The organism is Microbacterium salitolerans (genome assembly GCF_019720895.1).
GTDB lineage: Bacteria > Actinomycetota > Actinomycetes > Actinomycetales > Microbacteriaceae > Microbacterium.
Genome location: NZ_JAHKSH010000005.1, coordinates 159276 through 182029, shown reverse-complemented (window position 1 = coordinate 182029; position 22754 = coordinate 159276). Strand labels below are relative to the sequence as shown.

Below are 22754 nucleotides of genomic sequence, written 5' to 3'. Positions count from 1 at the left end.
TCACGGATCCCCGCCCGCTGCGCACGTGAACGGAACATGAGGAGCAGACAATGGCGAACGTCGCAGACATCCGACCGGCGATCACGTCGGGCATCCCCGAGCTGACCCCCGACCAGGTGAAGGACGCCGTGCGCATGTCCGGCGTCACGAAGCGCTTCGGCCAGGTGACGGCCCTCGATGACGTGACGGTCGACTTCACTCCCGGCGAGATCAACGTCCTCCTCGGCCTGTCGGGCTCGGGCAAGTCGACGCTGCTGCGCCACGTCAACGGCCTGCAGATGCCCAGCTCCGGACAGATCCACACGCTCGGAGTGCCCGTGCACAGCGCGAGCCAGCACGACCTGCGGATCCTCCGTTCGCGCGTCGGCATGATCTTCCAGCACTTCCACCTGGTCGGTTCCATGTCGGTGCTCGAGAACGTCTGCACCGGTCGGCTCGGCGCGATGCGCGGCCCCCGACTGGGTCTGTTCAGCTACCCCCGGACGGTGAAGGAGCAGGCCATGGCGCACCTCGCGCGCGTCGGCCTCGCCGACAAGGCCTTCCAGCGCGCCGACACGCTCTCGGGCGGTCAGCAGCAGCGCGTCGCGATCGCCCGCGCGCTGATCCAGGAGCCCGTCGTCCTGCTCGCCGACGAGCCCGTCGCGTCGCTCGATCCCGTGTCGTCGGCCGGCGTCATGGAGCTTCTGCGCGAGATCTCGACCGACCTCGGGCTCACGGTCATCTGCAGCCTGCACCAGGTCGAGCTGGCCATGGAATTCGGGAACCGGATCACGGGTCTCCAGGCCGGCCGCGTCGTGCTCGACCGCGCCGTCGACGCCCTCAGCAGCGAGGACGTCTTCGAGATCTATCACGCGGTCTCGGCTCCGGAGGCGGTCGACGCGGACGCGACCGTCGGGGCCCGCTCGTGACGACGACCGTCCCCGTCGATCAGGAGCCGCGCGCGCATCAGGGGCTGCCCGTTCCGAAGCGCCCGGCACCCGCCGCGCGGACGGTCGCGGTGTGGGTCGTCATGCTCGGCCTGCTCGCCGCGTCGATCTGGTCGTTCATCGATCTCGACATCTCGTTCGCGACGATCGCCAGCGGACTGGACAACGCCGGCGACTTCCTGTCGCGCATGCTGCCGCTCGACTTCCCGCCGCTCGGCGAGCTCGTCTCGCTCACCCTCCAGACCCTCGCGATCGTCACGATCGCGACGGCGCTGTCCGTTGCGCTGAGCCTCCCCATCGCGATCTTCGCGGCGTCGGCGACGACGCCGAACCGGTGGCTCGGGGGCGCGAGCCGCACGCTGATCGTCGTGCTGCGCGCGATCCCGGATCTCGTGCTCGCGATCATCTTCTTCCGCATGTTCGGTCTGGGTGCCCTGCCCGGGATCCTCGCCATGGGCCTGCACTCGATCGGCATGGTCGGAAAGCTCTACGCCGACGCGATCGAGGAGCTCGACCGCGGCCCCGTCGAGGCGCTGCGGGCCGCCGGGGCGTCGCGCTGGCAGCAGATCCTGTCGGGCGTGATCCCGCCGCTCCTGCCGCAGATCATCGCCACGGCGCTACACCGCTTCGATATCAACCTGCGCACGTCCGTCCTGCTCGGATACGTCGGCGTCGGCGGTCTCGGCATGGCGCTCGCCGACGCCCTCAACACGATGAACTACCAGCGCGGCATGGCGCTCGCCTTCGTCGTGCTCGTGCTCTGCATCATCGTCGAGCTCATCTCGGGCAGCATCCGCACGGCGCTCCTCGGTCGTGCGAACGGACGCCGTCGCGGGCTCCTCGGCCTGCTCGACCGCCTGTCGGACGGCTGGGTCACGAAGCCGGACGCGACGCACGCGCCGCAGCGCACGAAGAACGGCGCCATCCGCACGTCCCCGCAGTGGGACGGCGACCGGATCCGCCGCTTCCTCGGACTGTCGGCGGCCGCCGTCATCGTAGCCGCGGCGCTCGTCGGCGCCGAGATCGACGCGGCCGCGTTCGTCGTCGGCATCGTCGACCTCCCGCAGACCGTGGCGCTGTTCTTCCCTCCGTCATCCGGCGGTCTCTGGGAGGAGCTGCTCGCGGGCATGATCGTCACGGTGCAGATCGGCCTCGCGTCGACGCTCATCGGCGTCATCATCGCGATCCCGATCGGCTCGCTCGCGGCGCGCAACGTGGCGCCGAACGCGGCCGTGGCGACGGCGTTCCGCGTGCTCATCGTGGTCGTGCGCGCGTTCCCCGAGCTGATCCTCGCGATCATCTTCATCGTCATGATGGGGCTCGGCCCGGTGCCCGGCGCGCTCGCGCTCGGCATCGGATCCATCGGCCTGCTCGGCAAGCTCGTCGCCGACTCGCTCGAGGAGACCGACGTGCGCGTGCAGGACGCGGTGCGAGCCAACGGCGCGACGCGCCTGCAGATCTACGGCGCCGCGACGCTGCGTCAGGTGCTGCCGGCGTTCGTGGCGCACATCATGTATCAGCTCGACGTCAACATCCGCGCCGCGACGCTGCTGGGCATCGTGGGGGCGGGCGGCATCGGGTTCTACCTGCTGCAGGCGAGCCGCGTCCTGCAGTTCGACGTCGTGACGTTCATCATCCTGATGATCCTCGCCGTCGTCCTGACGCTCGAAGCGATCAGCGCCTGGGTTCGTCGCGCCGTCATCTGACGCGCCCGCACACGACTTGTCGCACAAGTGCGCGACAAGTCGTGTGCGGTTTCCGCGCCGGTTCACCGCGCGTTCACGGACGGGGCGGGCGCGATCCACTTCCGGGCGCGACGCTCGAGGCATGAACACGACAGAGCGGATCCCCGCAGAGCGGCAGCGCACGGCGCGGGTGCTCGCGGGAGCGACGGAGGCCGAGCTGGCCGACCGGTGGCGCGCGTGGGGCGACGATCGCCCCGAGGTCGAGTACCTGCGCGGACCGGAGGCGGGCCTCGTCATGGTGCAGGGGCGCACGGGCGGGACGGGAGACAGGTTCCACCTGGGCGAGGCGACCGTCACGCGCGCCACCGTCGCGGTGCGCGGGGCCGGCGACGAGGCGGTCGGGACCGCCTACGTTCTCGGCAGCCACCCCGAGCACGCGGCGCTCGCCGCGATCTTCGACGGGATCCTCGGGTCCGCTCAGCGCGAGCGCGTGCTGAGCGACGTCATCGAGCCGCTCGAGCGGACGCAGGCCGAGAGGGACCGCCGGCGCCGCGCCGACGCCCGCAGCACGGTCGTGGACTTCTTCACGGTCGCCCGCGAGAACGACGACGCCGACGACGAGGACGACGAATGAGCATCGCGCAGTCAGCCATCCGCACTCCGGGCTTCGTCACCCCCGTCCACGACGCGCAGCGCGTGTTCCGTGCGGCGCTCGAGGCCCTCGCCCGCCCCACGACGCGCCAGAGCGTCGACGCGCGTGTGACGCCGCCCGCCCCGCTCGGGCCCGAGGCCGGCGCGATCGTGCTGGCGCTGTGCGACGAGCAGACGCCCGTCTGGATCGACGACGCCCTGCGCAGGACGGGCGAGGTCGGGGCGTGGATCCGCTTCCACACCGGCGCGCGCCTCACCGAATCCGCGGGCGACGCGCTGTTCTGCGTCGCCTCGTGCCCCTCCGCCGTCCCCGCTCTCGAGACGCTCGCGTCGGGATCCGACGAGGAGCCGCACCTGTCGGCGACCGTGATCGTCGATGCGACGGCGGCGAAGCCCACGGGATCCCTCGTCGCGACGGGTCCCGGCATCCGCGGATCCGCGGCGTGGGACGGCGCGGGCCTCCCCGGGGGCTTCCTCGGCGCGTGGCGCGCGAACGGCGCGCTGTTCCCCCGGGGCGTCGACCTCCTGCTCGCCGAGCAGGGGGCCGTGCGCGGGCTTCCGCGCACGACGGTGCTGCGTGAGACGGGGGACGCCTGATGTACGTGGCTGTCAAGGGCGGCGAGAAGGCCATCGCGAACGCCCACGCGCTCCTCGCGAAGCGGGGTGCGGGGGAGGGCGCCGAGCGCATCGCCTTCGAGCAGATGCGCGACCAGATGGGCGTGCTCGTCGCCCGGGTCATGAACGAGGGATCCCTCTACGACCCGGATCTCGCGGCGAAGGCGCTCCTGCAGGCGCAGGGCGACGTGCTCGAGGCCATCACGCTGCTGCGCTCGTATCGCACGACGCTCCCGCGGTTCGGCGTCACCTCGCCCCTCGACACGGCGGGGCTTCCGAGCGAGCGGCGCGTCTCGGCGACGTTCAAGGACGTCCCCGGCGGCCAGCAGCTCGGCGCGACCTTCGACTACACGCACCGCCTGCTGGCGGACGATCTGACGACGCCCGAGGTGCCGGAGCCCGACGTCGAGCTCGACGAGCCGATGCCGCGCGTGACCGATCTGCTCGGCCGCAGCGCGCTCATCGAGCCCGACCATCCTGCGGAGGGGTGGGAGGATCCGGATCCCGGCGACCTCACGCGCGAGCCCACGACGTTCCCGATGACGCGGTCGGAGCGCCTGCAGGCTCTCGCACGCGGCGACGAGGGCTTCCTCCTGTCGCTCGGGTACTCCACGCAGCGGGGGTTCGGCAACACGCACCCCTTCGTGGGCGAGGTGCGCGTCGGCGAGGTCGAGGTCGTCTTCGACGCTCCCGAGATCGGACACGAGGTGCCGATCGGCCGCATCGAGGTGACGGAGTGCCAGATGGTCAATCAGTTCGTCGGATCCGCGGAGCGGCCCCCGCAGTTCACGCGCGGCTACGGCCTCGCGTTCGGCCGGGCAGAGCGCAAGGCGATGTCGATGTCGCTCGTCGACCGCGCGCTGCGAAAGGACGAGTTCGGCGAGCGCGAGGTGAGCCCCGCCCAGGACGAGGAGTTCGTCATCGCGCACAGCGACAATGTGCAGGCGACGGGGTTCGTCGAGCATCTCAAGCTGCCGCACTATGTCGACTTCCAGGCCGAGCTGACGCTCATCCGACAGCTGAACGAGGAGTTCGCCGCACGTCAGGAGGGACGGGGATGACCACGCCGCCGAGAATCGTCTACAACGAGGGCTACCTCGACGAGCAGACCAAGCGCGTCGTCCGCCGGGCGCTCCTCAAAGGGATCGCGATCCCCGGGTTCCAGGTGCCGTTCGCCTCGCGCGAGGTGCCGATGCCGAGAGGCTGGGGCACGGGCGGCGTCCAGGTGACGGCGTCGATCATCGGCTCCGCCGACACGCTCAAGGTCATCGACCAGGGCGCCGACGATACGACCAACGCGGTGTCGATCCGTCAGTTCTTCGAGCGCGTCGCGGGCGCGCTCGCGACGACGCGCACCGATCAGGCGACGATCATCCAGACGCGCCACCGGATCCCCGAGACACCGCTCACGGAGGGGCAGACCGTGGTGTACCAGGTGCCGATCCCGGAGCCGCTGCGCTTCCTCGAACCGCGCGAGACCGAGACCCGGCGCCTGCACGCCCTCGAGGAGTACGGGCTCATGTACGTCAAGCTCTACGAGGACATCGCCCGCTACGGGCACATCGCGAAGACCTACGACTATCCGGTCATGGTGAACGGGCGCTACGTCATGGCGCCGTCGCCGATCCCGAGCTTCGACAACCCGAAGATGCACCGGAGCCCCGCCCTGCAGCTGTTCGGAGCGGGGCGGGAGAAGCGCATCTACGCGATCCCGCCCTACACGGATGTCGAGTCCCTCGGATTCGAGGACTTCCCCTTCGAGCCGCAGGCGTTCGACCGGCCCTGCGAGATCTGCGGATCCGGCGGGGTCTACCTCGACGAGGTCATCACCGACGACGACGGAGGCGCGATGTACGTCTGCAGCGACACGGATCACTGCGAGCGCGCGACCGAGATGCGAGAGAAGGCGCACGCGTGAACCCCGAGCTCCCCCTGCTGAGCGTGACGGGGGCCGGTCATGCTTACGGCGACCGCTTCGGCTGCCGCGACGTGTCGTTCGATCTGTGGCCCGGCGAGGTGCTGGCGGTCGTGGGCGAGTCCGGGTCCGGGAAGTCGACGCTGCTCGGCATGCTCTCCCAGCGGCTCCGGGTCGACGAGGGCGGCATCCGCTACCGCCTGCAGACGGGCGAGTTCGCCGATCTCGAGACACTGTCCGAGCGCGAGGTGCGCCGGCTCTGGCGCACCGAGTGGGGCTTCGTGCACCAGAACGCCGCCGACGGCCTGCGCATGCACGTCTCGGCGGGCGGCAACGTCGGCGAGCCGCTGATGGCGAACGGCGCCCGGCACTACGGATCCGTCCGGCAGCAGGCCGCCGACTGGCTCGAGCGGGTCGAGATCCCTGCGAGCCGTATGGACGACGCGCCCGCGACGTTCTCGGGCGGCATGCGGCAGCGCGTGCAGATCGCCCGCAACCTCGTGTTCGGCCCCCGCCTCGTCTTCATGGACGAGCCGACCAGCGGCCTCGACGTGTCGGTGCAGGCGCGTCTGCTGGACCTGATCCGTTCCCTCGTGGCGGATCTGGGGCTCGCCGTCGTCATCGTCACGCACGACCTCGCCGTCGCGCGCCTCATCTCGCACCGTACGCTCGTGATGAAGGACGGCGGGGTGATCGAGCAGGGTCTCACGGACCGCGTGCTCGACGACCCGCAGGCCGCCTACACGCAGCTCCTCGTCTCTTCGATCCTCCAGGGCTGACCCCATGACCCACGACATGCCTGCCGGCGCCGCGCTCTCGCTCGACGGCGTCGACAAGACCTTCACCCTCCACCTCCAGGACGCCCAGGTGCTGCCCGTCCTGCGGAACGTCGCGTTCGACGTGCCGCAGGGACGGTGCGTCGTCCTCGGCGGCGAGTCGGGCGCGGGCAAGAGCACGATCATGAAGATGGTGTTCGGCAGCTACGGCGCGGAGGGCGGCCGGATCCTCCTCCGCCACGGCGGATCCGTCCTCGACCTCGCCGCGGCGGCGCCGCGCGAGGTGCTCGCCGCCCGCCGCGACACGATGGGCTACGTGAGCCAGTTCCTGCGCGCCGTGCCCCGCGTCGCGGCCCTCGACGTCGTCGCCGAGCCGCTCGTCGAGCGCGGATCCACGCGGGCGGCCGCGCGTGAGCGCGCGGGGGAGCTGCTGACCAGGCTGAGCATCCCCGAGCGACTCTGGAGCCTGCCGCCCGCGACGTTCTCAGGCGGCGAGCAGCAGCGCGTCAACATCGCGCGCGGCTTCGCCACCGAGCGGCCGCTCATGCTGCTCGACGAGCCGACCGCGTCGCTCGACGCGCGCAACCGCGGCGTCGTGATCGAGATGATCCGAGAGCGCCTCTCCGCCGGCGTGGGCATGCTCGCGATCTTCCACGACGCCGATGTGCGCGAAGCGGTCGGCGACGAGATCATCGACGTGCGCCGGTTCACGCCGGTGCGCGAGGAGGTGGCCGCATGACCCGGTACGCGATCTACGGTGTGCCCGGCGTGGAGCGGGGGGCGCCGGAGGCGGCGGTCCGCGTGCGCGAGGCCGTCCTGCGGTGGTACGCGAGAGACGATGCGCAGGCGATCACGTCGGATCCGCGCCGCTACGGCTTCCATGCGACGCTCAAGGCGCCGTTCCGTCTCGCACCGGGGCGCACGGAAGACGAGCTCGCGGAGGCCGTCGCACGGTTCGCCGCGTCCCGCGGTCCGGTCGTCCTGCCCGGCGTGGAGCCGGCCGCGATCGGGAGCTTCCGCGCGCTCGTCCCCGCCGATCAGACGGAGATCGCCGCGCTCGCCGCCGAGATCGTCACGGACTTCGAGCCGTTCCGGGCCGTCCTCACGACCGACGAGGTCGCGAGGAGGCGCCCCGAGCGGCTGAGCGTCCGCCAGCGCGCGCTGCTCGACGCATACGGCTATCCGTACGTGCTCGACGAGTTCCGCGTGCACCTGACCCTCACGAACTCGCTCGCCGACGCCGAGGCCCTCGACGTGGACGCGCGGATCGCCGAGCACTTCGCGGGAGTCGCGGGCATCGACGTCCCGCTCACCGCCCTCACGGTCGCGGTCGAGCCCGAGCCGGGCGCGCCCTTCTCGATTCTTCAGACCTTCCCCTTTGACACGCAGGAGCCCGCGCGATGATCCCCGAGACGATCCTGACGAACGCCCGCGTGGTGCTGCCGGACGAGGTGATCCACGGATCCGTCCGCGTCGCCGACGGGCAGATCGTCGATATCGCGGAGGGCGAGGCGCGGACGGGCGAGGACCTGCAGGGCGACTATCTGCTGCCGGGCCTCGTCGAACTGCACACCGACCAGGTCGAGTCGCACTTCCAGCCGCGCCCGAAGCGCTACTGGGATCCGATCCCCGCCGTCGTCGCGCACGACGCGCAGATGGCCTCCTCGGGCGTCACGACCGTGCTGGACGCCCTGCGCATCGGGTCCGGACCCGGCGAGAACCGCGTCGCGAGCCGGGCGCCGACGCTCATCGACGCGCTCGTGCACGCGGCCGACAGCGGGATCCTGCGGGCCGAGCACTACGTGCACCTGCGCTGCGAGGTCGCGACGCCCGACGTCGTCGAGGTGTTCGACGAGGTCGGCGGGCACGACCGTGTGCGCATGGTCTCGCTCATGGATCACACGCCGGGCCAGCGGCAGTACGCCGATGTCGAGGCGTTCCGCACGTACATGGTCGGCAAGCACGCCATGTCGACGGCGCAGTTCGACGAGCACGTGTCGCAGCTGCACGAGCTGGCGGCCGAGTTCTCGGACGTCAACCGCCGGAAGCTCGCCGATCGCGCGACCGCCCGCGGGATCCGGATGGCGGCGCACGACGATGCGACGCAGGAGCACGTCGACGAGTCGTCGGCGCTCGGCGTGCACATCTCGGAGTTCCCCACGACGATCACGGCCGCCCGTGCGGCGCGCCGGGCCGGGCAGCTGATCGTCATGGGCGCGCCGAACATCGTGCGCGGCGGATCGCACTCGGGGAACGTCGCGGCGGCCGACCTGCTGTCGGGAGGCGTGCTCGACATCCTCTCGAGCGACTACGTTCCCGCGAGTCCGCTGCAGGCCGTCTTCCGCCTGTTCGGCGAAGGCGCGATCACGCTGCCGGAGGCGGCGGCGCTCGTCAGCGCCCACCCTGCCACGGCGGCGGGACTCGACGATCGCGGCGTCATCGCCCACGGCCGCCGCGCCGACCTCGTGCGCGTGCACTCCTACGAGGGCGCACCGAGCATGAGCGCACCCGTGCCGATCGTGCGCGGCGTGTGGCGCGAGGGGCAGCGCGTCGCATGACCGGCGCCTTCGTCGCCGTCGTGGGGCCGAGCGGGTCCGGCAAGGACGCGATCCTCGAGTACGCGCGCGCATCGCTCGGCGGGCGCGAGACGTTCGTGTTCCCGCGCCGCTGCATCACGCGGCCCTCGGGACCGGGGGAGGACCACGAGCCCATCGCGCGCCACGAGTTCCTCTCGGCGGAGGACCGCGGCGACTTCGCGCTCACGTGGCGCGCACACGAGGTCGCCTACGGGATCCGCGGGGTCGTGCGCGACGAGGTCGAGCGGGGGCGCACGGTCGTCGCGAATGTGTCTCGCGAGGTGGTTTGCGAGCTGGGGCGGTCCTTCCCGCGCTTCGCCGTCGTGCACGTGACGGTGTCGCCCGAGGTGCGCCTCGCGCGGATCCTCGCCCGTGGCCGGGAGGACGAAGCCGCGGCCCGCGCGCGCATCGCCCGCCCGGCTCCGCGCGTCGACGCCGACCTCGAGATCGTCAACGACGGCACGATCGCGGAGGCGGGTGCGACGCTGGTGCGCTTCCTCGACGAGCTCGCGCTGACGTAGGCCGCTGCGTCGGAGAAATCCCTGAGGTCGGACGATTCGCGCGAATCCATCCGATCGGAGGGAATTCTCCGACGCTGTGGCGCGGCTCACTCCAGGACGAAGACGGCGATCTTCCTGTCGGTCTTCTTCTGATACTCGGCGTAGTCGGGCCAGACGGCGACGGCCCGCTGCCACCACTCGTCGTACTCGGATCCCTCGAGCGCGCGGGCCGTGTACTCGCGCGTCTCGTCGCCGTCCTGCAGCTCGACGCGCGGATTCTTCACGATGTTCCAGTACCACTGCGGGGCCTTCGGTGCGCCGCCCATCGATGCGACCACCGCGTAGCGGCCCTCGTGCTCGACGCGCATCAGCGCGGTCTTGCGCAGGCCGCCCGTCTTCGCGCCGACGGTCGTCAGCACGATGATCGGCACGCCGCGGAGCTCGCCGGCCTCGGACCCGCCCGTGCGCTCGTAGGTCTCCGCCTGCTGACGCGCCAGCTCGGACGTTCCGGGGATGTATTCGCCTGAGAGTGCCATGCACCGAGGCTATCGCGCGCGAGCGCGCGTCAGATCGTCGGGATCGAGGCGAGCAGCCGCTTCGTGTAGTCCTCTCGGGGGTGCAGGAGCACCTGGGTCGTCGGGCCGTGCTCGACGACGTGCCCCGCCTGCATCACGACGGCTTCTTCGGCGAGATTCTGCACGACGCCGAGGTCGTGGCTCACCATCACGAGCGTCATCCCCGTCTCGCGCCGGAGACCGCGGATCAGCTCGAGGATCTGCGCTCGAACGGTCACGTCGAGTGCGGACAGCGGCTCGTCGCCCACGAGGACCTCGGGACGGTGCACGATCGCCCGGGCGAGGGCGATCCGCTGCCGCTGTCCGCCCGAGAACTCGTGGGGATGGCGCTCCGCGGCGGCCTCGGGGAGGCCGACCTGCGTCAGCACCTCGCGCACGCGGGCGCGCCGGTCACCCGGGATCCCGAGGGCCCACAGCGGCTCGCCGATCGCACGACCCACGGTCATGCGCGGGTCCAGCGAGGCGTACGGGTCCTGGAACACGATCCCGGTCTTCCGTCGCAGCCAGTGGAGCGATCGCGCGCGCGCCGTCGCATCGACGACCCTCCCGTCGACCTCGACGGATCCCGCGGTCGGGGTGTCCAGACCGAGCAGGAGGCGCACGAGCGTCGACTTGCCGGATCCGGACTCGCCGATGATGCCGACCGAGGATCCGCGCACGACGTCGAGGTCGGTGGGCGAGAGCGCCGTCGTCACGCGACGCGCTTCGAACATGGTCCGGCGCGGCAGCCGGTGGTCGCGCGCGAGGCCGCGCGCCCGGATGATCGCGTCACTCATCGGATCCTCCCGGTCGCCACAGCGTCGCGGTCGCATCGCGCAGGAGGCCCTGGGTGACGCGGTGCTCGGGGGCCGACAGCAGCGCCCGCACAGGCGCTCGCTCGACGACGCGGCCCTTCTCGAGCACGATGCCGTGCGTGGCGACCTGCGCGAGGACGGCGAGATCGTGCGTGATGAACACGAGCGACATTCCGCGCGCCTCGACGAGCCGCTGCAGCAGGGCGAGCACCTCGGCCTGGATCGTGACGTCGAGGGCGGTCGTAGGCTCGTCGGCGACGAGGAGGTCCGGGTCGCAGGCGAGCGCCATCGCGACCGCGACGCGCTGCCGCTGTCCGCCGGAGAGCTGGTGCGGGTAGCGGGCGACGAGCACCTCCGGATCGGGAAGGGCGACCTGGCGCGCGAGCTCGACGGCCAGGGCCGCGGCGTCTCTGCGCGAGACACCTCGGTGGATCCGCGCCGATTCGGAGATCTGACGGCCGACCGTGCGGATGGGGTTCAGCGCCGTCTGCGGCTCCTGGAACACCATGCCGATCTCCTCGCCGCGGATCCGCGCGAGCGCGCGATCGGCGCGGCCCACCAGCTCGGCGCCGTTCCAGCGGATGGATCCGGTGACGCGGGCGCCGGCGGGCAGCAGGCCCAGGATCGCCAGCGCCGTCATCGACTTGCCGGAGCCCGACTCGCCGATGAGCCCGAGGCGGGCGCCGGAAGGCACCTCGAACGACACGCCGTCGACGACGCGAGCTCCGCCGAGCTCGACGACGAGATCCTCCACGACGAGGCTCACGCGACCACCTCCGGAACGTGCGCCTGCGGACGCCGCTCGCCGCGCGCGAGCGTCGGATCCGTCGCCTCGCGCAGCGCGTCGCCGAGCAGGTTCAGGGAGAACACCGTCGCCGTGATCGCGAGGCCGGGCCAGAGCACGCTGAGCGGGTGCACCGCGATGTAGTCCTGCAGCTCGCTGAGGAGGAGGCCCCAGCTCGGCGTGGTCACAGGCGCGCCGAACCCGAGATAGGACAGGCCGGCCTCCGCGAGCACGGCGGCGGCCATCGACCACGACAGCTGCACGATGAACACCGGCGCCGTGTTCGGCAGCAGGTGGCGAGCGAGGATCTGCCCGTTCGTGAGCCCCGACGCCCGCGCCGCGAGGACGAAGTCGGCGCGGTTCACGCGCCGCAGCTCCGCGCGGGCGACGCGGGCGATGTTCACGCCGTAGCCGATGCCCACCGACCACACCACGACCCACAGGGATCCGCCCCAGACCGCCGAGATCATCATCGCGATGAGCAGGACGGGGAAGGCGATGAGGATGTCGACGAGGACGGCGACGGACTCGCGGATCGGGCGCGCCGTCAGCGCTCCGAGCGCGGCGAGCAGCACGCCGACGGCGGTCGCGACGAGGCCGGCGCACACGGCGACCAGGACCGTCACACGGGATCCGGCCATGAGCAGTGAGAGGATGTCGCGGCCGGTGCCGTCGGTTCCGAGCAGGTGCGGCCAGCTCGGAGTCAGCCATCGCGCGTACGCGTCGGCGTGACGCGGATCGAACGGCGTCCAGACGAGCGAGACGAGCGCCACGACGCCGATCATCACGACGACGACCGCGGCGGCGCGCCCCACGGGGATCCGCCAGAGCCTCCCGAGCCATCTCATGCGCGCTCCCTCTGTCGCGGGTCGATCGCGTGGTGCGCGAGGTCGACGAGGAACCCGATCACGAGCACGAAGCCCGTCAGGACGAGGAGCGTGCCCTGTACCTTGACGAGGTCGCGCGCGCCGACATCCGCCACCAGCATGCGTCCGAGACCCGGCAGGGTGAACACCTGCTCGATGACGACGGCGCTCACCAGGATGCCCGCGATCTGGATCCCGAGCACCGTGATCACGGAGAGCCCGACGCTCGGCAGCCCGTGTCGGATGAGCGCCTGCGTGCGCGTCAGCCCCTTCGCGGCGGCCGTGCGCACGAAGTCCTCGCCCGTCGCCTGCAGCGTCGCGCTGCGCACGAAGCGCATGAGCATGGCGCCCTCGACGACGCCGATCGTGAGGGCGGGGAGGAGGAGGGACTCGAGAGCGAGTCCCGGATCGCGCCACCCGCCGCGCGGGAAGCCCTGCGCCGGGAGCCAGCCGAGCCAGATCGCGAAGACGACGACGAGCATCATGCCCGCCCACACGACGGGGACGGCCGCGAGCAGCTGGGCCGTCACGCTCAGCGCCGTGCCGGAGGAGCGTCCGCGGCGCACGGCGCTCAGCACGCCGCACGGCAGGGCGAACGCGAGCGCGATCGCCAGCGACATCACACCGAGCGGAGCCGTCACGCGCGCCTTCGCGACGAGCTCGTCGAGCACGGGGGCGCCGGTGAGCAGCGACCGGCCGAAGTCACCCGTCGCGACGCCGCCGATCCAGTCGAGGTACTGCAGCGCGGCCGGGCGATCGAGGCCGAGCTCCGCGCGGATCGCCGCCACCTGCTGCGGTGTGCCCTCGGTGCCCGCGATCATCTGCGCGACATCGCCGGGAAGGATCCGCAGGGTCGCGAAGATGAGGACGCTCGCGACGAGCAGTCCCAGGACGAGCAGGAGGATCCGCGTGAGGGCGTATCGGAGCACGGTCGGGTCGGATCAGTACGAGACGGTCACGCCCGACACGGGGAGGCGGGTGCTCGTCGCGGTCTGCGGGAAGCCCTCGACACCCGGGGCGACGGCGACGACGTCCTCGCGTGTGTAGAGCCAGTCGGCGGGATGCTGGCTCGCGACGACCGACGCCGCCTCGGCGAGGATCTCGGCCGACGCGTCCGGGTCGGTCTCGCGCATCGCGTCGGTGTAGAGGCTCTGCACCTCGGCCAGCGCGTCGGCGTCGCCCATCGCGTAGTAGTAGTCGGGATCCGTCCACGTCGAGAAGTCGCGCGGTTCGACGTGATTGACGTAGCTCAGCTCGTAGTCGCCGTTCGTGTAGACGTCCTGCAGCCAGGTCGGGAACTCGACGGGGCTCACCTCGAGGTCGACGCCGACGTCGTCGAACGCCGAGACGAGCAGCGTCGAGACGGTCGTGCCGTAGTGCGTCGGGATCGTGAGCTCGAGCGAGAGATCGGTCGCGCCCGCCTCTTCGAGCAGCTCGCGTGCGCGCTCGGGGTCGTACGAGATCGTGTCGGAGAGATCCTCGTAGCCGGGGTCGAGCGTCGGGATGGGCCCGAACTGCGTCACGCCCGCGCCGACCGTCTCGACGATCGCGTCGTGGTCGATCGCAAGGCGCAGCGCCTCCCGCACGCGGACGTCGTCGAGGGGCTCGACCTCGTCGTTGAACGCGAGGATGAACTTGTCGGTCGTCTCGCCCGTGTGCAGCTCGAACGCACCCTCGAGCTGCGGGGACAGCTCCGGCTCCACGGCCGTGATGGCGTCGAGGGATCCGTCGAGGCCCGCGCCCACGAGCGCCGTGGCCTCGGGGATGTAGCGGAACACGACCTCGGCGACGCCCGCGGCCTCTCCCCAATAGGCGTCGTTGCGCGCGAACGTGAGGCTGTCGCCCTGTCGCCACTCCTCGAGCGTGAACGGCCCGGTGCCGTTCGCGGCCGTCTGCATGTCGGTCTCGTCCTCGGAGTCGAAGACGAGGCCCGCGGGTCCCGTGAGCGTGAACAGGAAGTTCTGGTTCGGCTCCGTCAGCGTGATCTCGACGGTCTGCGCGTCGGGCGCCTCGACGCGGTCGATCACCTGGAGATCCGCGGATCCCGTCAGCGATTCGTCGGAGCGCGTCCCCTCGAACGACGCGACGACGTCGTCGGCGGTGAGGTCGGATCCGTCGTGGAACGTCACGCCCTCTTCGAGGGCGAACGAGTACACGAGCCCGTCATCGGAGATCGTCCAGTCGTCGGCGAGCGCGGGGGCGATCTCCTCGCCCTCCGCGCCGCGCGTGACGAGGCCCTGGTAGATGTTGTCGATCAGCACCTGCTCGAGCGCGGCGCCCGCCGTGCGGCGGATGTCGAGGTTCGTCGGCTCGAGCACGATCCCGACGTTCAGCGTGGCATCGGGGGCCACCCCTCCGGTGGGAGCCTCGTCGTCGCCGCCGGAGCAGGACGCGAGCGCGAGCGCGCCGATCGCGACGACCGCCGCACCGGCGGGGCGCCGGGAGCGCGAGAAGGGGGAAGTCATCCGGGGATCCTTTCGGCTGCGCGGCTCAGGCGCTCGGGAGGTGGTCTCGCACGTGATGCGCGAGGTCGAGATAGGCCGACTCCTGCACGTTGTGCGAGCCGTCGAGCGTCAGGACCTGGGCGTGGGGGCGCACGTCGCGGAAGCGTGCGAGGTCGCCGTCTGAGAGGTACCCGCGAGATCCCGCGACGAGGGAGACGGAGGAGGAGACGCGGGCGAGAGCCGCCCAGCCCCCGTCGTGATCGATCTCGCGCAGCGCCGCGTCGGGCGCCGATGGCGAGAAGAGGCGGGCCATGTGGTGCTTCCACTCGACGACGCCGTCCGCGCGCGTGCGCGTATTGAGGAGGACCCCGCGGAGCGCCTGCTCGCGCTCGCCGCCGAGCCCGAAGCCCATCGCGTGGTCGACCACGTCGTTGACCGTGGCGAACTCGAGGCGCTCGTAGAACGCGCCGAGGCCGCGCACGCCGGCGCCGCCTGCGCCGGGCACGATGTCGACGAGGGCGAGATGCGCGACGAGATCGGGTCGCTGATCCGCCACGGCGATCGCCGCGAAGCCGCCGAGCGAATGGCCGACGAGGGTGACGGGGGTCGCCGTCCACTCCTCGATCGCGGCGATGAGGTCCGGCGCCATCGCGTGAGGGACGTACGCGGCGTCGTCGCGCCAGGAGGAGTCGCCATGCCCTGGCAGATCGAGTGCGAGGACGGGCTGTCCGAGGGCGATGACGGTGCGACCCCAGGTGTGGGCGTTGAGCCCCGCGCCGTGGACGAAGACGACGCGCGGAGCGCCCTCGCCGAAGAGGAGTCCGGACAGCGACCGGCCATCGTGCAGGGGAAGCGTCACGCGGCGCACGGCGGGTGCGCCCGCGCCCTGCTCGCGGGCCTGCTCGGGCAGGAACGCGAACTCGTCGAAGTCGGCGTGCGTGGGTGTCACGATGGATCCTCGGGGAAGGTGCGCGCCGAGAGGTCTCGGAGCGAGACCATTGTGGAGGCTCCGGGCGCCCCAGGAGAAATCTCCAGAAAATCTGCACAACGCAGTGTGAAATATATGCGCGTTCTGCAACTCTATGATCATTATCATAGTGCATAGTGATTTTTGACGCGTGTCGACACCGTCGTCGGTAGTGTGCAGCCATGAGCGAGACCCGTGTGCACCTGTCGAAGTCGGCGATGGGGGCGTATCGCTCCCTCGAAGAGTTCTCGAAGGAGGTCGGGCGCATCGCCGCCGAGTACGGCGTCGACGATCGCCTCAAGGAGCTCGTGATGCTCCACTGCTCGCAGCTGAACGGCTGCTCCTACTGCGTGCGCGTGCACCTCGAGAAGGCCGAGGCGGCGGGGATCACGGTGGACGAGATCTCTCAGATCCCGGTCTGGCGCGAATCCGGCGTCTTCGCGGATCGCGAGCGTGCGGCACTCGAGCTCGCGGAAGCGCACACGTTCATCCATCGCGAGGGCATCTCGGACGATGTGTACCACCGCGTCGGCAGCGTGCTGTCGGAGCAGGAGTACGTCGGCGTCAGCTGGCTCGCGATCTCGATCAACGCCTTCAACCGCCTGACCATCGCCGGCAGGTATCCGGTCCCCCCGAAGGCCAGTTAGGCAAGCCTTCCCTTTGCGGGGTACACTGGGGGCACCATGTCGGCCCACGCACTCGCATCCACACACGACGACACGCGGTGTCGTTCGCGTCGTCATGCGCGCGCCCAGCACCTGATCACGGCCGACGAGCACTCGCTCGCCGACCTCGAGATGCTGCTCGCCACACTGCCGATGTGCGCCTCGGGTCGCGTCTTCATCGAGGTCCCCGACGCCTCGCAGATCGCGCCGATCTCCGCCCCCGCTCGCATGAGCGTGACGTGGCTCGATCGCGCGGCGCGGCGCGGCGCTCCTGGAACGGGGCAGCTCTGCCGTGTCGGCACCGCGATGACGCGGGCGGCGATCGCCTACGCCGACGAGATGCTCTGCGACGACGACTCCCACGAGACGAACATCACGCTGCTCGGCGGCTACGTCGCGACGGCCGACATCGTCGAGCACCTCACGGGATCGCTCGGCTTCTCTCGCGACGCCATCACGGTGCGCGAGGCTCTCAGCGCCTACGTCTGACCCGCTCGGCCCGGGTCACTCCTTCGCGAGTGCTCCCACGACGCGGAGGATCGTGCCGAGATCCTCGACGGCCGCCTGCGGCGACTGCGGCGCGAACCCGGTGAGTGTGGAGCCCGCCAGGGGGAGCACGGAGCGGATGGCGGCGATCGCGTCGATGAGGGCGGCGGCCTCGAGCCCGAACGGCTGCGCATCCGCGACGCCCGTCATGTGCGCGGGGTCGAGCACGTCGAGATCGACGTGGATGTAGACCCGCTTCGCGCCCGTGTCGACGACGGCCTGGGCGATCTGCGCGCCCGTCGTCTCGCGGCCGAGATGGCGGATCCCCTCGCGGGTGGCGAACGCGTGCTCTTCGTCGTCGAGCGCCCGCACGCCCGCCAGGACGACGCGGTCCGCCGTGACGGCCCCGCGCGGGAGCGCGAGCCCCGTGGCGCATTCGCCGAGGATTCCGCGCAGCGCCATCCCCGCGAACGCGCCCGAGGGCGACGAGGCGGGGGAGTGGAGGTCACCGTGCGCGTCGAACCACACGACGGCGAGGTCATCGCCCGCGACGTGTGAGATCGCGGGCAGCGCGACGCCGCAGTCGCCGCCGACGACGAGCACGCGCTCGTCGTCGATCTCGGCGAGCGCCTCGTCGACGCGGCTCCTCAGGCGGCGCAGCGTGCTGGCGCGTCGCACGCCCGTGTCGAGGCTCTCGCCCGCTTCAGAGGGGACCTCGACGCGCAGGCAGGCGGCGCTCGGCAGGTCGCCGGCGATCGCGTCGGCGCCGTCGACGAGGGCCATCGCGCGTGTGGAGGGCGAGCCCTGCCATTGCGGAACAACCACGAACCGTGTCATGGGCCGATTGTCCCCCTTTCATGTGGGAAACGTAAGGGATCCGAAGAGCGCGAGCCGGGCGCTCCTCGGCCGGCGGAACGCGCAAGAGGCGCGGCCCCGATGTCAGGATCCGCGCCTCTCGCGTGCTGCGAGGGTCAGCCGGCGGTGATGGCGCCGCCGTTGCCACCCGACTTGAGGGCGGCGAGGCGCGCCTCGACCTCGGTGAGCTCGCCGACGTCCTCGAGCGACTCGAACTGGGCGTCGAGGCTCGATGCCGACAGCTCGGCCTTGCCCGTGGCGAGCGACTCCTGGCGACGCACCTTCTCCTCGAAGCGTCCGAGCTCGCTCGTCGGGTCCATGACGTCGACCGACTTGACCGCGTCGTGCACCTTGTTCTGGGCCTCGGCGATCTTGGCGCGTGAGACGAGCTCGTTGCGCTTGCTCTTCAGCTGATCGAGCTTCTGCTTCATGCCGTTGAGGCCGTCCTTGAGCTTGTCGACCACGACCTGCTGCTGCTGGATCTGCGGCTCGACGGCCTTGACCTCGTTCTCGGTCTGCACCTGGCGCTGGATCGCGACCTTGGCGAGGTTGTCGAACTTGTCGGCACCCGCCGTGTCGCCCGACGTGCGCAGCTCGTCGCCCTTGCGGCTCGCCGCGATGGCCTTGTTGCCCCACTCGACGGCCGCCCGGCGATCCTCCTCGGTGTCGCGCTCGAGAAGGCGCAGCTGTCCGATCGTCTCGGCGATCGCGGCCTCGGCGTCGGCGATGTTGTTCGTGTAGTCGCGGACCAGCTGGTCGAGCATCTTCTGGGGATCCTCGGCCTCGTCGATGAGGGAGTTGACGTTCGCGCGGATCAGAGTCGAGATGCGACCGAAGATCGACTGCTTGCTCATGTTTCGTGCCTTTCGAGATGGATCGAGAGAGGTCGGGTGGGAACAGTCTGTCGCGGATTCATATGGTGCGCATCAGAATCGGCGTCCTCCTCCGCGGCGTCCGCCGCTCGAACGGGAACGGCCACCTCGGCGTCCGCCGCCCGAGCGCGACGCGCCGCCGAAGCCGCCGAGACCACTGAGGCCGCCTCGACGAGACGAGGAGCCCCAGCCGGACCCGCGTCGGGAGCCACCGGACAGCGCACCGCCGATGAGACCGCCGATCACGCCGCCGACGATGTCATCGCCGATTCCCGACGTGCGCCGCCGGCCGTAGCCGCCGCTGTACCCGCCGTAGCCGGAGCGCTCATAGCGCTGGACGTCGCTGCGCGCCGACTGCGCGGCGTTCTGCGCGAGGCGTGCGGCCTGCTGCGCCTGGGTGATCGCGCGATCGGCATCGGTCGTCTGGACGGCGATGGCCTTGTCGAGAGCTGTGCGCGCCTGCGCGGCCTGCGTGCGGGCGGACGCGCCGACGCCGCCGCGGCGGGTGCTGATGTAGCTCTCCGCAGTGCTGAGGTGCGACTGCGCCTGACGGATCGCGTGGTCGAGCTTCTGCTGCTGGCGGACCCGCGCTTCTTCGGCGGCCCGGGCGCTCGCGAGCACGCCGTCGATGCGGTCGTTCGCCTGGTCGAGCGCCTCCGAGATGACGAGCGGCGTGCGCGCCGAGCTCTGCAGGTTCGTGCGCGCGTTGTCGATGAGGCCCGTCGTCGCGGCGACGGCCTGCGCGATGCGGCCGTCGGGGTCGGGCATCGTCTGCGCGCGGCGGATGTCGCTCTCGAGCTCGGCGATCATCTCGCTCGCCCACGCCTCGGATTCGGCGAATGATCCGGAGAGCACGGTGACGGCGCCGACGAGCTCGTCGACCTGCCCCAGTGCACGCTCGGCATCCCGGAGGTCGAGGGCCGCCTCGCCGGAGTCGCCTGCGTCGAGGTGTGCGCGCGCCTCGTCGAGGGCGGTGTCGACGAACGCCAGGCGCGTGGCGGCCTGCTCGTCGTTGCCGTCGACGTCGTCGAGCGCGGGCGATGCGTACGTCTCGCGCAGGCGCGCGATCTCGGCCGCGATGCGCTCGGGGGCGTCGGCGGCGGACGCGCGCTTCGCCGCGAGCTGCTCGAGGACCTGCGGGGCGTTCTCGTCGAGCTCGCGCAGCTTCTCGAACCCCTCGGCCTTGTCATCGAGGTCCTGGTCGGCCCGCTCGAGGAGCGACACGATCTCGCCGAGCATCTCGCGCTGGCGCTCGAGCGCCTCGGGGGCGTCGTCTTCGAGCTGCTGCTGGATCGCGAACGAGCGATCGAGCGCCGTGCGCGCGTCCGACAACGCGGCGGCGTAGTCGCCGACCGCCTCGTCTCCGAACTGCGCGACGGCGAAGCCGAGCTCCTGCTCTGCCGTGCGCAGATCGTCGTCCATCTGCACCATGAGCGCGGACGCCCGCTTGTCGACGTCGGAGACCTCGGCGGCGAGCTCCGCGCGCGCCTCTTCCTCGGCGCGCCTCTTCTTCGCACGTGCGGCGAGCCGCAGGACGACCAGCACCACGACGACGAGAATCGCGAGGCCGATGAGGACGAACAGGAACGTGAAGTCGGGCTTCGCCTGCTCGGTGAACTCGTCGGCCGCGGCGTCGACGGCGCCGGCCCAGTCGTCGCTCTGCAGGGCCGCTCCGGCCGCTTCCTCGATCGCGACGAGCTTGGCCTCTCCGAGCCCGCCGTCGAACGGCGGGGACAGGAACAGCTGGCGGCCGTCGGTCGAGATCGCGAGCAGGTACTGATCGGCACCCAGCCCGTTGTCATCGGCCGTCTCGTTCGCCCACTCGGCGGAGTCGGACGGATCCGTGAACTCGTCGACGTACACGACCCACATCTCGGCGTCGCTGTCGTTCCGCAGCTGCTCGAGGCGCTGCTGCGCGGCGTCTTCTTCTGCCGGGCTCAGCACGTCGGCCTCGTCGTGGACGTACCCGGCCCCGAGCGTGACGGGGGACGTCGCGGACGCCGTGGTCGGCGCGAACAGCAGCGCGGCAGCGATGCCGAGCGCGCCGAGCAGTCGAGTGCGAACCAGGCGCATGCGTTCTCCCTTGCGCGGGCGGTGGAACCCGCTGCACACGATCCTATGGATGACATCTGACATCGGAAGGGCGATTCCCGCCGTCGCGGCGCGGAATCACCCGCGGATCACCCGAGCCTTCGTAAGCTGTCACGGATGCACGACGACAGGTATGGATCCGATGTGCTCGCCTCGGGATGGCGAGACAAGGGCAAGAAGGTCTCGAAGCCGGTTCCCGCCGAGCTCGATCTCGTGGTCGAGGTCGCGGGCGACGGCTGGTGCGGAGCGATCACACGCGTCGAGGCAGGGAACGTCGAGCTCGAGGACTGGAAGGGGCGCAGGCGCACCTTCCCGCTGGGCGCCGGATTCCTCATCGAGGGTGAGCCGGTGATCCTCGAGAAGGCCGTCGCGAAGCCGCGGGGTCGCACGCGCACCGCCTCCGGTTCGTTCACCTCGGCGGACGACCGGGCCCGTGTGGCGCTGCCGAGCCGGATCCTCGTCGAGGGCAAGCACGACGCGGAGCTGGTCGAGAAGGTGTGGGGAGCCGATCTGCGCGCCGAGGGAGTCACCGTCGAGTTCCTCGCGGGGCTGGACCTGCTCGACGACCTCCTGCGCGAAGAGCCCCCGACGGCCCAGCGCCGCTACGGCGTCCTCGTCGATCACCTCGTCGACGGATCCAAGGAGCAGCGGATCGCTCAGCAGATCCTCCGGGGGCCGCACGGGGCGCACATGAAGATCGTCGGCCACCCGTTCGTCGATGTCTGGCAGTGCGTCAAGCCCGCCGCCCTCGGCATCACGCAGTGGCCTGTCGTGCCGCGGGGGCAGGACTGGAAGACCGGGATCTGCCGCGGTCTCGGCTGGCCCGCCGAGACGAAGGAGGACATCGGGCTCGCGTGGCAGCGCATCCTCTCGCGCGTCACGACGTTCCGCGATCTCGAGCCGACGCTCCTGGGCCGCGTCGAAGAGCTCATCGACTTCGTCACCGTCGGGGATCGCTGAGCCGCGCCCCGTAATCTGGTGCCCATGGCTGAACCCGGCACCCACCGCACCTCTCCCGTCTCGTTCGTCCGTCGCGGCGGGCGGATGTCCGACGCGCAGGAGCGCGCGTGGGAGGAGCTCTCGCCGTTCTACCGGTTCGACGCACCGCGCGACTCGGCCTCGACGTCCGTGCACCCCGATGCACGATTCATCCCCGAACAGGAATACGGCCGGACAGCGCCGTTCATCGTCGAGATCGGATCCGGGCAGGGCCACGCGATCGTGAGCGCCGCCACCGCGCGCCCCGACACCGACTTCCTCGCCGTCGAGGTGTACGTCGGCGGGCTCGCCCGCACGATGCTCGACGCCGACCGGGAGGGCGCGAAGAACCTCCGGGTGATCGAGGCGAACGCGCCGGAGGTGCTCGAGACGCTCCTGCCGGAGGGCTCCGCCGACGAGATCTGGATCTTCTTCTCGGATCCGTGGCACAAGAAGCGCCACCACAAGCGCCGCATGATCAAGGACGGCTTCGGCGCCACGGCCGGCCGCGCGCTGCGCGACGGCGGCGTGCTGCGCCTCGCGACGGATTGGGAGGACTACGCCCTCCAGATGCGCGAGGTCATGGACGCGGCTCCCGAGTTCGCGCGCGCCTTCGACGCCGAGTGGGCCGAGCGCTTCGACGGACGCGCGATGACGGCGTTCGAGCGCAAGGGTATCGAGAAGGGCCGCGACATCCGCGACCTCACCTACCGCCGCGTCGCGCGCTGAGCAC

Annotated in this window: 25 protein-coding genes; 15 read left to right on the top strand and 10 right to left on the bottom strand. The window is 71.1% G+C overall.

From position 1 onward, the window contains the following. Window positions 1-50 precede the first annotated feature (50 nt). From phnC to phnN, 11 genes are all read left to right on the top strand, one after another. A complete protein-coding gene (phnC, locus tag KOL93_RS12830; protein WP_221585787.1) occupies window positions 51-908 on the top strand; it encodes a phosphonate ABC transporter ATP-binding protein in 858 nt (285 codons plus the stop codon). Then, a complete protein-coding gene (gene phnE / locus KOL93_RS12825) occupies window positions 905-2632 on the top strand; it encodes a phosphonate ABC transporter, permease protein PhnE (protein WP_308291633.1) in 1728 nt (575 codons plus the stop codon). Before phnC ends, phnE begins: the two co-directional genes overlap by 4 nt. A 121-nt stretch (window positions 2633-2753) precedes the next feature. Next, a complete protein-coding gene (gene phnG / locus KOL93_RS12820; RefSeq protein WP_221585786.1) occupies window positions 2754-3245 on the top strand; it encodes a phosphonate C-P lyase system protein PhnG in 492 nt (163 codons plus the stop codon). Beyond that, entirely contained in the window at window positions 3242-3859 is a 618-nt protein-coding gene (gene phnH / locus KOL93_RS12815) for a phosphonate C-P lyase system protein PhnH (RefSeq protein WP_221585785.1), read from the top strand. The genes phnG and phnH overlap by 4 nt, the downstream gene beginning before the upstream one ends. Next, window positions 3859-4938 (top strand): carbon-phosphorus lyase complex subunit, encoded by a 1080-nt coding sequence (locus tag KOL93_RS12810; RefSeq protein ID WP_221585784.1) that lies wholly within the window; start codon window positions 3859-3861, stop codon window positions 4936-4938. Before phnH ends, KOL93_RS12810 begins: the two co-directional genes overlap by 1 nt. Beyond that, complete coding sequence (locus tag KOL93_RS12805) at window positions 4935-5795, top strand: alpha-D-ribose 1-methylphosphonate 5-phosphate C-P-lyase PhnJ (protein WP_221585783.1); 861 nt, start codon at window positions 4935-4937, stop codon at window positions 5793-5795. Before KOL93_RS12810 ends, KOL93_RS12805 begins: the two co-directional genes overlap by 4 nt. After that, window positions 5792-6571 carry a phosphonate C-P lyase system protein PhnK gene (gene phnK, locus KOL93_RS12800; RefSeq protein ID WP_221585782.1) on the top strand — a complete coding sequence of 260 codons (780 nt, stop codon included), beginning with the start codon at window positions 5792-5794 and terminating at the stop codon, window positions 6569-6571. The genes KOL93_RS12805 and phnK overlap by 4 nt, the downstream gene beginning before the upstream one ends. Before the next feature lie 4 nt (window positions 6572-6575). Next, window positions 6576-7307 carry a phosphonate C-P lyase system protein PhnL gene (phnL, locus tag KOL93_RS12795; RefSeq protein WP_221585781.1) on the top strand — a complete coding sequence of 244 codons (732 nt, stop codon included), beginning with the start codon at window positions 6576-6578 and terminating at the stop codon, window positions 7305-7307. Continuing rightward, a complete protein-coding gene (locus KOL93_RS12790) occupies window positions 7304-7972 on the top strand; it encodes a DUF1045 domain-containing protein (RefSeq protein WP_221585780.1) in 669 nt (222 codons plus the stop codon). Before phnL ends, KOL93_RS12790 begins: the two co-directional genes overlap by 4 nt. Next, entirely contained in the window at window positions 7969-9126 is a 1158-nt protein-coding gene (locus KOL93_RS12785) for an alpha-D-ribose 1-methylphosphonate 5-triphosphate diphosphatase (protein WP_221585779.1), read from the top strand. The genes KOL93_RS12790 and KOL93_RS12785 overlap by 4 nt, the downstream gene beginning before the upstream one ends. Next, window positions 9123-9665 (top strand): phosphonate metabolism protein/1,5-bisphosphokinase (PRPP-forming) PhnN, encoded by a 543-nt coding sequence (gene phnN, locus KOL93_RS12780; protein ID WP_221585778.1) that lies wholly within the window; start codon window positions 9123-9125, stop codon window positions 9663-9665. Before KOL93_RS12785 ends, phnN begins: the two co-directional genes overlap by 4 nt. An 86-nt stretch (window positions 9666-9751) precedes the next feature. Here phnN and KOL93_RS12775 read toward each other — a convergent pair whose 3' ends face one another. Genes KOL93_RS12775 through KOL93_RS12745 form a run of 7 tightly spaced genes read right to left on the bottom strand, consistent with a single transcriptional unit; the run spans window position 9752 to window position 16056 of the window. Beyond that, window positions 9752-10180, bottom strand: a complete 429-nt coding sequence (locus KOL93_RS12775) for a nitroreductase family deazaflavin-dependent oxidoreductase (RefSeq protein WP_221585777.1) — start codon at window positions 10178-10180, stop codon at window positions 9752-9754. A gap of 29 nt (window positions 10181-10209) precedes the next feature. After that, window positions 10210-10995: an ABC transporter ATP-binding protein gene (locus KOL93_RS12770; RefSeq protein WP_221585776.1), complete on the bottom strand. Its 786-nt coding sequence runs from the start codon at window positions 10993-10995 to the stop codon at window positions 10210-10212. Continuing rightward, window positions 10988-11779 (bottom strand): ABC transporter ATP-binding protein, encoded by a 792-nt coding sequence (locus KOL93_RS12765; RefSeq protein WP_221585775.1) that lies wholly within the window; start codon window positions 11777-11779, stop codon window positions 10988-10990. Before KOL93_RS12765 ends, KOL93_RS12770 begins: the two co-directional genes overlap by 8 nt. After that, on the bottom strand, window positions 11776-12645 hold the full coding sequence (locus tag KOL93_RS12760) for an ABC transporter permease (RefSeq protein WP_221585774.1): 870 nt from the start codon (window positions 12643-12645) through the stop codon (window positions 11776-11778). The genes KOL93_RS12765 and KOL93_RS12760 overlap by 4 nt, the downstream gene beginning before the upstream one ends. Next, a complete protein-coding gene (locus KOL93_RS12755) occupies window positions 12642-13592 on the bottom strand; it encodes an ABC transporter permease (RefSeq protein WP_221585773.1) in 951 nt (316 codons plus the stop codon). Before KOL93_RS12755 ends, KOL93_RS12760 begins: the two co-directional genes overlap by 4 nt. Window positions 13593-13604: 12 nt before the next feature. Next, window positions 13605-15128, bottom strand: a complete 1524-nt coding sequence (locus KOL93_RS12750) for an ABC transporter substrate-binding protein (RefSeq protein ID WP_221585772.1) — start codon at window positions 15126-15128, stop codon at window positions 13605-13607. Window positions 15129-15153: 25 nt separating this feature from the next. After that, window positions 15154-16056, bottom strand: coding sequence for an alpha/beta fold hydrolase (locus KOL93_RS12745; protein ID WP_308291632.1), 903 nt, complete (start codon window positions 16054-16056; stop codon window positions 15154-15156). 200 nt (window positions 16057-16256) lie between these two features. Between KOL93_RS12745 and KOL93_RS12740 the strand changes: the two genes are divergently transcribed. After that, a complete protein-coding gene (locus tag KOL93_RS12740; RefSeq protein ID WP_221585770.1) occupies window positions 16257-16721 on the top strand; it encodes a carboxymuconolactone decarboxylase family protein in 465 nt (154 codons plus the stop codon). Window positions 16722-16757: 36 nt separating this feature from the next. Continuing rightward, window positions 16758-17228 (top strand): SIP domain-containing protein, encoded by a 471-nt coding sequence (locus KOL93_RS12735; protein ID WP_221585769.1) that lies wholly within the window; start codon window positions 16758-16760, stop codon window positions 17226-17228. 15 nt (window positions 17229-17243) lie between these two features. Here the strand turns inward: KOL93_RS12735 and KOL93_RS12730 are convergent, their stop codons facing one another. The 3 genes from KOL93_RS12730 to KOL93_RS12720 form a co-directional block, all read right to left on the bottom strand. After that, window positions 17244-18062 carry an arginase family protein gene (locus KOL93_RS12730; RefSeq protein ID WP_221585768.1) on the bottom strand — a complete coding sequence of 273 codons (819 nt, stop codon included), beginning with the start codon at window positions 18060-18062 and terminating at the stop codon, window positions 17244-17246. Window positions 18063-18196: 134 nt separating this feature from the next. Next, window positions 18197-18934 (bottom strand): PspA/IM30 family protein, encoded by a 738-nt coding sequence (locus KOL93_RS12725; protein WP_221585767.1) that lies wholly within the window; start codon window positions 18932-18934, stop codon window positions 18197-18199. 72 nt (window positions 18935-19006) lie between these two features. Then, window positions 19007-21025 carry a TPM domain-containing protein gene (locus KOL93_RS12720; RefSeq protein ID WP_221585766.1) on the bottom strand — a complete coding sequence of 673 codons (2019 nt, stop codon included), beginning with the start codon at window positions 21023-21025 and terminating at the stop codon, window positions 19007-19009. Between the two features lie 135 nt (window positions 21026-21160). Here KOL93_RS12720 and KOL93_RS12715 point away from each other — a divergent pair, with 135 nt between their 5' ends. Continuing rightward, window positions 21161-22003, top strand: coding sequence for a DUF3097 family protein (locus KOL93_RS12715; protein ID WP_221585765.1), 843 nt, complete (start codon window positions 21161-21163; stop codon window positions 22001-22003). Window positions 22004-22027: 24 nt separating this feature from the next. Further along, complete coding sequence (gene trmB / locus KOL93_RS12710; RefSeq protein ID WP_221585764.1) at window positions 22028-22750, top strand: tRNA (guanosine(46)-N7)-methyltransferase TrmB; 723 nt, start codon at window positions 22028-22030, stop codon at window positions 22748-22750. The last annotated feature ends 4 nt before the right edge of the window (window positions 22751-22754 follow it).

What these genes read in the sequence shown, in the direction of transcription:
- KOL93_RS12810 (WP_221585784.1), top strand. Translation starts at nt 3,859, where the DNA reads ATGTACGTGGCTGTCAAGGGCGGCGAGAAGGCCATCGCGAACGCCCAC.
- KOL93_RS12770 (WP_221585776.1), bottom strand. Translation starts at nt 10,995, where the DNA reads ATGAGTGACGCGATCATCCGGGCGCGCGGCCTCGCGCGCGACCACCGG.
- KOL93_RS12790 (WP_221585780.1), top strand. Translation starts at nt 7,304, where the DNA reads ATGACCCGGTACGCGATCTACGGTGTGCCCGGCGTGGAGCGGGGGGCG.
- trmB (WP_221585764.1), top strand. Translation starts at nt 22,028, where the DNA reads ATGGCTGAACCCGGCACCCACCGCACCTCTCCCGTCTCGTTCGTCCGT.
- phnG (WP_221585786.1), top strand. Translation starts at nt 2,754, where the DNA reads ATGAACACGACAGAGCGGATCCCCGCAGAGCGGCAGCGCACGGCGCGG.
- KOL93_RS12720 (WP_221585766.1), bottom strand. Translation starts at nt 21,025, where the DNA reads ATGCGCCTGGTTCGCACTCGACTGCTCGGCGCGCTCGGCATCGCTGCC.
- phnC (WP_221585787.1), top strand. Translation starts at nt 51, where the DNA reads ATGGCGAACGTCGCAGACATCCGACCGGCGATCACGTCGGGCATCCCC.
- KOL93_RS12725 (WP_221585767.1), bottom strand. Translation starts at nt 18,934, where the DNA reads ATGAGCAAGCAGTCGATCTTCGGTCGCATCTCGACTCTGATCCGCGCG.
- KOL93_RS12805 (WP_221585783.1), top strand. Translation starts at nt 4,935, where the DNA reads ATGACCACGCCGCCGAGAATCGTCTACAACGAGGGCTACCTCGACGAG.
- KOL93_RS12715 (WP_221585765.1), top strand. Translation starts at nt 21,161, where the DNA reads ATGCACGACGACAGGTATGGATCCGATGTGCTCGCCTCGGGATGGCGA.
- phnN (WP_221585778.1), top strand. Translation starts at nt 9,123, where the DNA reads ATGACCGGCGCCTTCGTCGCCGTCGTGGGGCCGAGCGGGTCCGGCAAG.
- KOL93_RS12730 (WP_221585768.1), bottom strand. Translation starts at nt 18,062, where the DNA reads ATGACACGGTTCGTGGTTGTTCCGCAATGGCAGGGCTCGCCCTCCACA.
- KOL93_RS12760 (WP_221585774.1), bottom strand. Translation starts at nt 12,645, where the DNA reads ATGAGATGGCTCGGGAGGCTCTGGCGGATCCCCGTGGGGCGCGCCGCC.
- KOL93_RS12750 (WP_221585772.1), bottom strand. Translation starts at nt 15,128, where the DNA reads ATGACTTCCCCCTTCTCGCGCTCCCGGCGCCCCGCCGGTGCGGCGGTC.
- phnL (WP_221585781.1), top strand. Translation starts at nt 6,576, where the DNA reads ATGACCCACGACATGCCTGCCGGCGCCGCGCTCTCGCTCGACGGCGTC.
- KOL93_RS12740 (WP_221585770.1), top strand. Translation starts at nt 16,257, where the DNA reads ATGAGCGAGACCCGTGTGCACCTGTCGAAGTCGGCGATGGGGGCGTAT.
- KOL93_RS12785 (WP_221585779.1), top strand. Translation starts at nt 7,969, where the DNA reads ATGATCCCCGAGACGATCCTGACGAACGCCCGCGTGGTGCTGCCGGAC.
- KOL93_RS12735 (WP_221585769.1), top strand. Translation starts at nt 16,758, where the DNA reads ATGTCGGCCCACGCACTCGCATCCACACACGACGACACGCGGTGTCGT.
- phnH (WP_221585785.1), top strand. Translation starts at nt 3,242, where the DNA reads ATGAGCATCGCGCAGTCAGCCATCCGCACTCCGGGCTTCGTCACCCCC.
- KOL93_RS12775 (WP_221585777.1), bottom strand. Translation starts at nt 10,180, where the DNA reads ATGGCACTCTCAGGCGAATACATCCCCGGAACGTCCGAGCTGGCGCGT.